Genomic DNA, 11,061 nt, shown 5'->3' with positions numbered 1-11,061 from the left:
GGTCTTGGATATATGTCCATGACCGACTATTATTTGAATGTTTGCGTAAACTAAGGAACCGCCGTGTACCGAACGGTACGCACGGTGGTGAGGGAGGTCGGCTAATCAATTAATGATTAGCCTCCTACCCGATTATATGTTACTTACATAATGACATTAAATAATAAAAACCTGTTTTTCGAAGTAATTTTTAAAATACTATTGACTTTATTAATATAATATAGTATAATAAATCTCGGCAATCACTTTATTAATTTAAAGCTTTACAGATTTATAACAAAAAACTGTAAAGACACAGAAAGGTCGAGATATCAATGAACTCCCAAGCCGCAACATTTGCCATACTTGCTATTTATGTAGCTATCATGGTAGGCATCGGAATCTACATGTCAAAACGAACCAAGTCCACTGAAGACTTCATGCTGGGTGGCAGAAACGTAGGCTCATGGCTCACAGCCTTCTCTTACGGTACTACTTACTTCTCAGCTGTTGTATTCATCGGATATGCAGGACAGTTCGGATGGATGTACGGTACTTCCGCTGCATGGATAGGATTAGGCAATGCTATAATAGGCAGTCTTATTCCGTTTTTTCTAATAGGCAAACGTACTCGTCTAATGACCAATCATCTTGGTGCAAAAACAATGCCTGAATTCTTTGAACATAGATTTGGTTCAAAATCTCTCAAGACAGCCTCAGCTCTTATTGTTTTTATATTTCTAATTCCGTATACCGCTTCAGTCTACAACGGACTATCACGTCTTTTCGGAATGGTATTTGATCTTGGAGACAACGGCGCGACATATATTATTATCGCAATGGCTGTTCTTTCAGCAATTTATGTAACTCTTGGAGGCTATAAAGCAACTGCTCTCAATGATTTCTTCCAAGGAATAATTATGCTCATAGGAATTACAACCGTTGTTGTCCTCACCGTACAGAAAAAGAACGGCCTTTCCGAGGCTATCAATGCTCTTAACCGTATCTCCGATGCCAAAACCGAAGCTGGTACACTTGGTTCACTTTTCGGACCAGATCCGATAAACCTCCTCGGTGTTGTTATCCTGACATCGCTCGGTACATGGGGACTTCCTCAGATGGTTCAGAAGTTCTATGCAATTAAGGACGAACAGGCTATAAAAAAGGGTGCAATCATTTCGACATTTTTCGCTATCGTTGTAGCAGGCGGTTCATACTTTATGGGTGGATTCGTAAGATTGTATTGTACACTCAGCGGCGATACCGACAAAACTTTTATAGAGACAGTTAACGGCAAGCCAGTATATGATACAATGGTTCCGTCACTTTTACAGCAGGCTCTTCCGAATATTCTTATTGGACTTGTTGTTGTACTTGTTCTTTCAGCATCACTTTCAACTCTTTCATCTCTTGTTCTTACTTCAAGCTCAACCCTTACAAATGATCTTATCAAACCGCGTATAAAGAATTTTGATGACAAACATCAGGTAATGTTCATGCGAATATTTATCGCTGTATTCCTTTTCATATCTGTTATAATCGCATGCCACAAAAACGCTTCTATCTCAACCTTGATGTCATATTCATGGGGAGCACTTTCAGGAGCCTTCCTTGGACCTTTCCTCTATGGTCTTTTCATGAAAAAAGTTTCAAAGGCAGCCTGTTGTGCAAGCTTTATCACCGGTGTTGGAATAAGCGTTGTACACATGATACTGTTCAGTCTCAATATAGAAGCATTCAGTGGTGTTAAAGAAGCCATTGTAGGACTTAATTGTCCGCTTTCACTGCTGTCTCCGATCAATGCAGGCGCATTTTCAATGATAATCTCGCTAATCATCGTACCCATAGTAAGTTCATTTACAAAGGCACCTGATAAAAAGCTCGTAGACAATGCTTTCAGCAGTATTTCATGATAACATAAAAAAGCAGCTGTTTCAGCTGCTTTTTTATGTTCCTTATTTTAAACAAATTTTTTCGTTTAGTGTCTTATCATCTTTTCCGCTTGAAACATAAGCATAGTAAGAAAGTACGTTGCTTGCATCAACTGCGTCTACCATCATATTTCCATCAACGTCAGCCGCGACCTTCTGACTTTCACTCATTGAAGAAGGTTTTGCAGCAGATGTTATTGCATACTCGTAAAGTATATTTGAAGCATCAACTGCGTCAATAATTCCATCGTCATTTATATCTCCGAGCTTTCTATCGGAAACATTGATTATGAGGTCCTCACACTTTCCTGCCATATCAACACTTTTGATAATCGTTTTATCCTCATATCGGGGAGTTACGGAAGAATACAAATCAGTCTTACTTATAACTGCAACAGTATAGCTTCCTAATTCTGCGTCCTCGTCAAGAGTTGCATTAAAGCAGGCAAGTGGATAATCTGAAGAGGATTCGCCTGCAAGAGCCATAGGATCTCCAGACATTGTTGAATAAGCTACTGCATGGATATTAGAACCATTTTCGTTATAGTCCTTTAATAGTATTTCATCAGGACTATTATTGAAATAAGCAAATGGTGTCTTTCCATATTTTTCATTGTCGATGGGAGAAGTTAGATCCTTGAGAACAAGACCTTTCTTTTCACACTCCCATTTTGCCAGTACCTTTCCTGCAAGCTTCTGTTCATCGTTCAGGTATATTACACAGGGAACAGATGAAACAGCTGTCTCATCTTTGGTGTTGATATACACAGCCCCCCATTTTAATACCTCAAAGCCAGTGCCCTCTTCGACCTTGAAGCTGAATGACGGATTATACTCCGGAGCTTCGTCTGTATCTGCTGCGTGTACTACAACTGTAGCTGTCATACCTGCGGCAAGAACAGCAGAAGAGATCAGTGTGATAATTTTTTTCATTAGTTGTTACTCCTTTCAAAGCAGCTCGGCCATTCGCAGAACGATTTCTGCAACTCGCTTTGCTGCAATTTTTTCAAATTCTTCAAACGACATTGCGCCTTCATCGTCAGCATTATCAGAAATACAGCGAACGCTGACATAAGGCAGTTTATTAAGATAACAGCAATGCCCAACTGCTGCGCTCTCCATATCAACGGCATAGGGATCGAATTTTTCAAGTATAGCATTTTTTGCTTCATTGCTTGAAACAAAGGTTTCTCCCGAAACGATACGTCCTCTGAACGACTTGACGCCAAATTCACTGCATACATTCTCGGCAGTCTCTATAAGCATATCGTCTGCTTTGAAAACGCCGCAATATGGAGGATAATCCTTAAGGAAATGAAGATCAAGGTCATGAGGCAGTACCTCAGTAGAAATAACAATATCGCAAACCTTTACAGCACTGTTCATTCCGCCTGCTATACCGGTATTTATCACACAGTCAGGGTGAAAATTATCAATAAGAACCTGTGTACAAAGAGCTGCATTAACCTTTGCGATTCCGCAGCAAGCATTTATAACATTTCTGCCGTTTCTTTCGTTGATATAAAAATCGAAGCCGGAGATGTGTTTTATCTCTCCCAAGCCAAGGATCTCACGGATATCAGTAAGTTCAGAAGGCATTGCTCCGATAATAGCGATTGTATTCATCTTTATCACTCCTGTTTTTATTTTATTATAACATATAATGTATGAAATAGCAAGACACGGTTAGAAAAAGTTAAAATAAATCATTTTGTTTATTTAGTTTACAAATATTCATAATTACTATGTCCACAAAATTACTTTGCATGCGTTATAATAAACAAATGATAATATCAGAAGGATTGATAGTTTGTCTGCAATGAAAAAAACTACAAACATATTAAGATCATTCGCTTGAAACTTTTTACATTGAAGAAAATTTCAACACCTATATAATTAAAGCAGTAAATCTTTGCGTTATGCGTAGCTTTTTACTTCTGATTTTTTATGATTTTTTAGAAATATAAGCTTGCAAGTAAATAAAAAGTTCGTACCATTTATAACTTTAAACGGTACGAACTATCTTTTTCTACGAAACTTCGGCATTAGCTTTTTTCTGTATACCCTATACATAACATCAAGGTCAAAATCATAGATAAGAAATATTATATTTGATATCACAAGAGTTATATATGCGCCATATCTTCCGAGGCCGTCGAATTCCTCAAGTATATCCTGAAGCCCCAATATGTAAACAGTCGCATAAAAGTAAGCTAATATACAAATATTAAATATAAGCAACTTTACAAATAATCTAAAAGGCTTTAAACTGATTTTTTGTATATAAAATCTTATAATAGGATAATGTCCGAAAAACAGTATAAATATCAAAGCAGCTTCCTTGTCGAATGTTACAAACATCGCAAGAAGACTTACAGCAATATAAGTAAGGAAAGCCCAGCCTGTGCTGACCTCTACAGCGATTATCATCAAAAGTATGCCGGCTATTCCGGGGAGAAGCAGATACAGCGCCGGCAGTATCCCCGCAAGGAACATTGTAACAAGACAAAGTGCGGAAACTATACCGCCAAGCGCAACTCTGTAGCTTATATCTCTCATTATTTAAGAGCCTTTTCCTTTCCGTCAGAGGTCTTTTTTGCTTTTTGAATATTATATACTATAGCTGCAAGAAGCTTTTGAGGTAAAAAACGTGGCGCTAAAGTACCGAGCTTGACTACCAGACCGGGAATTGCAAAGAATTTACCATTAAGAGCTTTACTAATCGCATAATCCGCAGCATAATCCGCTGTGATAGGCTTTACAGAAAAGCTTACACCTGCGCGGTTGTTAAAGTTAGTATCCACAGGACCGGGACACAGTACGGTTATCCTTACGTTTGAGTGGTCTCTTCTCAGTTCCTCGTATATTGCGAGGGATAGCTTTAGTACATAGTTCTTTGAACCGTAATATGCTGCCATGAGCGGACCAGACATAAATCCGGCAGCAGAAGCGACATTAAGTATCGTTCCGTGATCATTTTTCTTGAAATCACGCAGAAACAACTTTGTAAGGATATGAAGAGCTGTTATATTAACATTAATCATGTTGACTTCGTCATCAAGATCTGTTTCATCAAATTTTCCGAAAAGTCCATATCCGGCATTGTTGATGAGCATATCAACGTTTTTGTCGCGACAGAACTCATATACTCTGAAAACGTCCTCGCGTTTTGCAAGGTCTGCTGCAATTATCTCAACGCTGCCGCCAAGACTATTTTTCATTTCCTTAAGTTTTTCTTCATTCCTGCCTGTAAGTATAAGTGCCCATCCCTTTTTTGAAAGATTAGCTGCAAAACTCTGTCCGATTCCTGATGTCGCGCCTGTGATCAATGCTTTCATAATATCAGTTCCTTTCTATGATCTTTTTCAGAGCATCTCTGTTTCCGAGATTTTCAACTCCGAACAGAAATAGTGTCTGACTGTACTCATTGATATCAACATAATCCGACAGTGTTCCCTGCATATCCTCAGGTGATACAACGACTATCTCACTGTAGTGCTGTATCAGAAAGGGAATAAAACAGTTTGCATAGCTGTCTTTGATAACAAGAAGCTTCTTGTCACTTTTGCTTTTTACAGATGTGGTTATTTTTATCATAGGAGCCGGTTCACCGAGAAATACCGAATACATATCGCTTGAATCCAGTCTGCTTCTATCATAAATATCTGCGGTTTTTGTACTTCCGTCATTTGCTTTTTTGATACATGAATAAACAATCGCACCATTAGGATATTTGAAAATATCTATAGTATCAGCCTTAGGCTTTTCCGAAAGAGTCCTCTGATAGAGATTCCCACGGAATTTGTCGGTTATATGTTCTATATTATATTTGTCATAAGAAGTGGGTTGAAAACCGAGTTTTTGAATCACTGTTTTATATACACAGTATGCCCCATAGGTTGTCCATTTAGTATCATTTCTGTAAAAAATGTAGTTGTCATTCAGCATTTTTAGTATATTATATGCATCGATTTTTTTTATATCATTATTCAGAAATTCATAAAATGAAGAGATCTGCTGACTTTCTGAACGTGTATCTGTATGTCCTTGAAAAAGATCTCCATAAACGCCTGATGAGCTTGGAATAGCAGTAAAATAAACAGTTCCGTCATATTGCTCTGCATACCGACAGAATATATCCGCATTAAATGAGACTGGCGTTCTTTGCGAAGTCTCTGCGTCAAGTAGCCTTTCACTACTTACATATACACCGTTTACTACTTTTTCTGATAATTCAGTCTGCATAATTGTTTTTGCAGATATCCATCTGCTTCTGCCAGCAAAATGATCTGTAATATAGGCTCCGAGCTGTTTTATATCACTACCGTTTATAAGGCCTTCTTCCGAAAAAATCGGGAATTCAGTCAGTACTCGATTTTCAAAAAATGAAAACTTATCTTTTTCATGAAAAAAAGTTAAGTAAGACATAACGACTATAAACGCAATGGTTACGATTGCCGTTATTCTGCTTGTTATCTTTGTGATAGAGGTCATGTATATTTCTCCTTATAGCTTCATAATAAGGATTTCTGAACTTCCACTGTATGAAATCAAAGCTGTACAAATAATTAGCAATACGATCACCATAAGAGGTGATACCAATGTAAGAGCGACTTTTAGTCTACTATTTCCTGTTCTTGTAATCAAATTTCTGAAAAGGTCTGTGGAGGCATACATCGCTAGCAGTATTAGAACAATGTAGGATTTCAGCAGATAAAAGCTCTGTGAATCTACAAGATCGCCATTCGCACCTATCATAGCAAACAAATATCTCACTGAATAAACCAGACTATTTCCTGAAAGGAAAACAGCACATAAAATAACTACAAGAAAGGTATAAAATATACCTGTAAAATCCAATTTCTTGCTTTCCCGTAGCCGCGCTTCTATAATTATGAATATACCAAGTATAATACCGCAGATTATTCCGTTGATATTAAAAGTATACCAAAACATAAAAAGAGACCAACCGCATACAAAAATGATTTCTCTCGTCCATTTTTTATGGCAAATATTATACAAAGGCTTTGTTATATACCTTCTGAACCACTGCACAACCTGTGACTGCCACCTTGATGCAAAATACTTTATCCTTGTGCTGAGTAAAGGATAATTGAAGCTCTGCGGCATTCTTATTCCTAAGCAATACGCAGTGCCCATTCCCATGTCAGCTATACCAGAAAGGTTGAAGTACAAGCAGAATACATAAGCAATTATACCAAGCCATGCTGTTGCAGCAGAAATCTCTCCAACTTTTTCACTTTGAACTGCTCTGAAAAGCATATACAGATTATCTGCCGCAATAACTTTTTTGGCAAAACCTTTCACAAATATGGTCATTCCGACACCTAAACCGGACAGGCTAGTTCTTCTCTTATAAATAATTCTTGAAAAAGAATCATATCGCAGAAGAGGTCCCATTAAAAGTTTTGGGAAGAATAAAATATAAAGCGAGAATCTTATAATTTGTATATCAGCCTTTACTCTGCCTTTATATACGTCTATGAGCGTACCGATAGCAGAAAGTGCAAAGAAGGATATTCCTATCGGATAAAAGCTTTCAGGCGCTCTTATAAGCTTATGAAGCCATGTAAAATATGCAGTCCTGAACAAAAACAGCGCTAAAAGATCAAATGTTATACCGAGAGTAAGCGGTATTGCAGCAAGCTTTTCGTTACTTCGTAACTTTTTAGTAAGACTTGCGCAGACAAAATTCACAAAGGTATACGCTAATATAAAAAAGAGGAAATATAGACTTATCATTCCGCAAAAAAGCATACTTAACAGGAGCAATGTAATCTCTCTGAACTTTTTGGGAGTGATATAATACAGCAATAAGGCTATGGGTAGAAACCCGTATATATACAGCAGGCTGCTATATACCATTGTTTTCCTCCTTAATCTGATTTGTAATGCGTTTCAGTTCACTACTGTCCATCATGGTACATAAAACCTCAATTAAAGCACCGGCAGAAAGCTGATGTGGTAGACCGAGCTTTTCCTGAAGTCTTGAACGAAGCTCGCGACTGTTTGAGGTACCGCTCAAACCTAGTTCATATAAAGTTAGCTTAGTTATATCAGAAGTCTTTTTTTCTTCTGAGGCAGTGATACCTGATTTTTTGAAAGCTTCAAGTAATATGGATGTGTCTATTCCTTCGACACCTAGCTTTCCTTCCGCCGACGGCTTGATCTTGCGCTTTTCCTTGCCAAAAATGTCTGGAATATACACATTTGTAATCTTTCCGTCGCTGACTGCGCTTTTTATATATCCTCTTATCTTTCTTCCAGCTTCATCTGAATCCGTAAGGATTATAATTCCCGTCTTTTTAGCATAATATCTTATCAATTCAAGCTTTTCAGAATCCTTGAAAATACCAAATCCATTGGTGATGATTATGACCGCGTCAACTATCGAGGAAAGCTTGATCTTATCATACTTTCCCTCAACTATAATAGCTTCACTGATCCTTATCATTGTTTCCTCCGCTAATTTTTGGTCATAAGCATTTTGGTAACTGCCTGTTCGAGAATGATCTTTTCATCTCCTACTCCGGAATTAAGGGTAATATTTGTGTCACGAAGTATCTTTATACACTCTCTGAGTCTATTTATACTCATGCGCGAGCTGTCACGAAATGCATTTTTCACCTTGAATTCCCAAACATACAAAAAATCTTCCTTGACATCATTGACTTGTCTGCCGCTTTTTCTTGCGCAGGCAGCTCGGTACATATCTATAAATGAGGCTGTGATATTGGCGAGTACTGCTCCCCTGTTCTCCTTATCTTGCATTAGCTCATCAAGAGCTTCAAAAGCAGACCGCTTATTGAATACAGCAACTGCATCTGCAAGCTTGAAAAAGGTCATATCACTTTGTCTGTGAACAAGTTGATGTAGAATATCAGCTTTTATTTCATTTTTTCCAGCATAAGCACAAAGCTTTTCGATCTCATTGCGTATAGTAAGCGCATCATACTGACACATTTCTGCAAGTTCACTTGCAGTATCAATTGAGATAAGACTCCCTCTTGCTGAAACACTTGAAGCAATATCCTTTGCAAGCTCATTTTCGCTTTTGATCGGACATTCTATAAGCGTACCAACCTTCGCAGCATAATCAGCAAGCTTCTTGTTTTTATCCTTGATTATATTTTTTCCACTTTTATAGTCTGATTTGACAGGTATCTCAAATCCAGTAATATTAAAAATTATAACTGTCTGTGAAGGAATTTCCTTTATAGTATCAAGTAGCTCCTTATTAAGATTTTCGGCTTTAAGTCCGGTCATAACCTCCCGCGGTTTCTCACAGTTATAATCATTTATGAGAATACAATTATATTCTGACATCATCGGCATCATCTGCATCATATCATAAAGCTCGGAAAAATCAAGATTTTTGCCATTTAGCTTATTTAACGCATAATCCTCGTTATCTCCGACAGCAGCCTTAATTATATGTTTTGTCAGCCTTTCCACCTCAGGTATATTCCTGCCGAATATATAATAAATATTGCTGAGCTCACCTTTGCTCAGCTGAGCTTTCAAAGCTTTAGGATCTATCTGTGGCATTATATCTCCTTATTTCACAGCTGCCGCCTGACAGCAATACCTATAAATTATCTTGTTCATTAAGAAAAATAGTATAATAGTAAAGCAGGTGTTGAAAAAATGAAGCGAAAAATAATCCCGCCATATACGCTGTTGCAGCTCCAATCATTTTTCGCTTCATATTTCTATTCCTTATTTAAAGAAAAGCGGTAACTTCTCAAGGAAGCATATGTCTTTTCTATCAGCAGCATCTCCTTCGGCAAGAACCGCAGATCTTCCTGAAACTATTCCGCCTGCTTCAGCTACGAGCTTTTCTAACGCAAGAAGCGACTCGCCTGTACTTATTACGTCATCAACGATAAGCACCTTCTTGCCCTTGAGCATATCAGCCTTGTCCTTTGAAAGGTAAAGTGTCTGCTGTGCAGCAGTGGTAATAGACTTAACCTTTACTGAAATGGGGTCAGTCATATATAGCTTCAAGGACTTTCTTGCCACAATATAAGGCTTTCCACTTTCTCTTGCCATTTCATAAGCGAGGGGTATTCCTTTTGATTCCGCAGTGAGAATAACGTCAAAATACGGAGATTTAGCAAGAAGTTTTTCTGCAACTGCAACTGTGAGCTCAACATCCGAAAACATTACGAATGCTGCAATATCAAGCTTATCATTAATAGGACATATAGGAAGATCTCTTTCGAGTCCTGCAATTGTCATTTTATACGTCTCAGCCATGACTGTTCCTCCTTATTCTGTTTTTCCGAGTGACTCAGGACCCCAACCCATTTTTACACCAGCCAGGAAATGAAAATGAAGATGTTTTACTGTCTGACCTGCGTCATCTCCGCAGTTATTTATTATACGATAGCTTTCGATACCCTCGGATTTAGCTATCTTTGCCGCTGCCTCAAATACCTTAGCAACTGCGTTTGAATTATCCACTGATATATTGTTTGCTGATGCAATATGTACCTTAGGGATTATAAGGTAATGAACGGGAGCGATAGGAGCGATGTCCTTAAAGGCAAATACGAACTCATCTTCATATACCTTTGTGCTGGGTATCTCTCCATCTATTATCTTGCAGAATAAACAATCCATAGTGATTCTCCTTTATTAGTCAGATTTATTCAGAGGGCAATCAAAACTGCCCGTTACATTACTTTTTCATTGTTGCCGAAACAACATCTGCAAATTTTGTTATGGCTTCGTCGATTTTAGTTATGTCTCCAGCACCTGCCATAGCGCCATCTGGCTTACCGCCGCCCTTACCGCCTGTAACAGCAGCTATCTCACGAACGATGTTTCCTGCATTGGCACCCTTTGCAACAGCTTCCTTTGTACATACACAGTAGAAAGTACCTTTTTCACCAAGAATGCCAGCAAAGAGAGCAATTATTGCTTCTTCCTTGTCCTTTACACTATCTCCCAGCTTTCTAAGTGCGTCGGGAGCCGAACCGTCCATACGAGCAGAAACAATCTTTACGCCGCCTATCTCCTTGGCATTGTCAAATAGAGCAGCAGTCTTGGAATTTGCTATCTGCTGTGTAAGACTTTCAAGCTTTTTGTCCTTTTCTTTTGACTCTGAAGCAAGAGCAATACACTT

General features: G+C 38.2%; 12 protein-coding genes. 1 reads left to right on the top strand and 11 read right to left on the bottom strand.

The genetic code is table 11. From position 1 onward, the window contains the following. The first annotated feature begins 314 nt into the window (after positions 1-314). Positions 315-1,892, top strand: a complete 1,578-nt coding sequence (locus tag J6U00_RS13475; protein WP_296582660.1) for a sodium/solute symporter — start codon at positions 315-317, stop codon at positions 1,890-1,892. A gap of 42 nt (positions 1,893-1,934) precedes the next feature. Here the strand turns inward: J6U00_RS13475 and J6U00_RS13470 are convergent, their stop codons facing one another. From J6U00_RS13470 to J6U00_RS13420, 11 genes are all read right to left on the bottom strand, one after another. Beyond that, the gene (locus tag J6U00_RS13470; RefSeq protein ID WP_296582659.1) at positions 1,935-2,843 is read right to left on the bottom strand and encodes a dockerin type I domain-containing protein; all 909 of its coding nucleotides are present in this window, start codon (positions 2,841-2,843) and stop codon (positions 1,935-1,937) included. Between the two features lie 15 nt (positions 2,844-2,858). Further along, positions 2,859-3,536: a 5'-methylthioadenosine/adenosylhomocysteine nucleosidase gene (locus J6U00_RS13465; RefSeq protein ID WP_296582658.1), complete on the bottom strand. Its 678-nt coding sequence runs from the start codon at positions 3,534-3,536 to the stop codon at positions 2,859-2,861. 393 nt (positions 3,537-3,929) lie between these two features. Then, a complete protein-coding gene (locus J6U00_RS13460) occupies positions 3,930-4,469 on the bottom strand; it encodes a hypothetical protein (RefSeq protein ID WP_296582657.1) in 540 nt (179 codons plus the stop codon). After that, positions 4,469-5,248, bottom strand: a complete 780-nt coding sequence (locus J6U00_RS13455) for an SDR family oxidoreductase (protein ID WP_296582656.1) — start codon at positions 5,246-5,248, stop codon at positions 4,469-4,471. Before J6U00_RS13455 ends, J6U00_RS13460 begins: the two co-directional genes overlap by 1 nt. Positions 5,249-5,252: 4 nt before the next feature. Further along, a complete protein-coding gene (locus tag J6U00_RS13450) occupies positions 5,253-6,404 on the bottom strand; it encodes a DHHW family protein (protein WP_296582654.1) in 1,152 nt (383 codons plus the stop codon). A 12-nt stretch (positions 6,405-6,416) separates the two neighbouring features. Then, the gene (locus tag J6U00_RS13445) at positions 6,417-7,628 is read right to left on the bottom strand and encodes a hypothetical protein (protein ID WP_296582653.1); all 1,212 of its coding nucleotides are present in this window, start codon (positions 7,626-7,628) and stop codon (positions 6,417-6,419) included. A 157-nt stretch (positions 7,629-7,785) separates the two neighbouring features. After that, on the bottom strand, positions 7,786-8,385 hold the full coding sequence (locus tag J6U00_RS13440) for a DUF4093 domain-containing protein (protein WP_296582651.1): 600 nt from the start codon (positions 8,383-8,385) through the stop codon (positions 7,786-7,788). Between the two features lie 11 nt (positions 8,386-8,396). Next, positions 8,397-9,479, bottom strand: coding sequence for a DNA polymerase III subunit delta (holA, locus tag J6U00_RS13435; RefSeq protein WP_296582650.1), 1,083 nt, complete (start codon positions 9,477-9,479; stop codon positions 8,397-8,399). Positions 9,480-9,650: 171 nt separating this feature from the next. Continuing rightward, positions 9,651-10,190, bottom strand: a complete 540-nt coding sequence (locus J6U00_RS13430; protein WP_296582649.1) for a phosphoribosyltransferase family protein — start codon at positions 10,188-10,190, stop codon at positions 9,651-9,653. Positions 10,191-10,202: 12 nt separating this feature from the next. Next, on the bottom strand, positions 10,203-10,556 hold the full coding sequence (locus tag J6U00_RS13425) for a histidine triad nucleotide-binding protein (protein ID WP_296582647.1): 354 nt from the start codon (positions 10,554-10,556) through the stop codon (positions 10,203-10,205). A gap of 58 nt (positions 10,557-10,614) precedes the next feature. Next, positions 10,615-11,061: DHHA1 domain-containing protein (locus J6U00_RS13420; RefSeq protein WP_296582646.1), on the bottom strand; the 447-nt coding region annotated here is incomplete at its 5' end.

It is taken from the genome of Ruminococcus sp., from assembly GCF_017650195.1.
Classification (GTDB): Bacteria; Bacillota; Clostridia; order Oscillospirales; family Ruminococcaceae; genus Ruminococcus.
Note: the sequence above shows the minus strand (reverse complement) of the source record. Positions and strands in the feature narration are given on the sequence as shown.

Excerpts from the sequence above, each read along its gene's own strand:
- J6U00_RS13475 (WP_296582660.1), top strand. The coding sequence starts at position 315 with ATGAACTCCCAAGCCGCAACATTTGCCATACTTGCTATTTATGTAGCT.
- J6U00_RS13470 (WP_296582659.1), bottom strand. The coding sequence starts at position 2,843 with ATGAAAAAAATTATCACACTGATCTCTTCTGCTGTTCTTGCCGCAGGT.
- J6U00_RS13465 (WP_296582658.1), bottom strand. The coding sequence starts at position 3,536 with ATGAATACAATCGCTATTATCGGAGCAATGCCTTCTGAACTTACTGAT.
- J6U00_RS13460 (WP_296582657.1), bottom strand. The coding sequence starts at position 4,469 with ATGAGAGATATAAGCTACAGAGTTGCGCTTGGCGGTATAGTTTCCGCA.
- J6U00_RS13455 (WP_296582656.1), bottom strand. The coding sequence starts at position 5,248 with ATGAAAGCATTGATCACAGGCGCGACATCAGGAATCGGACAGAGTTTT.
- J6U00_RS13450 (WP_296582654.1), bottom strand. The coding sequence starts at position 6,404 with ATGACCTCTATCACAAAGATAACAAGCAGAATAACGGCAATCGTAACC.
- J6U00_RS13440 (WP_296582651.1), bottom strand. The coding sequence starts at position 8,385 with ATGATAAGGATCAGTGAAGCTATTATAGTTGAGGGAAAGTATGATAAG.
- holA (WP_296582650.1), bottom strand. The coding sequence starts at position 9,479 with ATGCCACAGATAGATCCTAAAGCTTTGAAAGCTCAGCTGAGCAAAGGT.
- J6U00_RS13430 (WP_296582649.1), bottom strand. The coding sequence starts at position 10,190 with ATGGCTGAGACGTATAAAATGACAATTGCAGGACTCGAAAGAGATCTT.
- J6U00_RS13425 (WP_296582647.1), bottom strand. The coding sequence starts at position 10,556 with ATGGATTGTTTATTCTGCAAGATAATAGATGGAGAGATACCCAGCACA.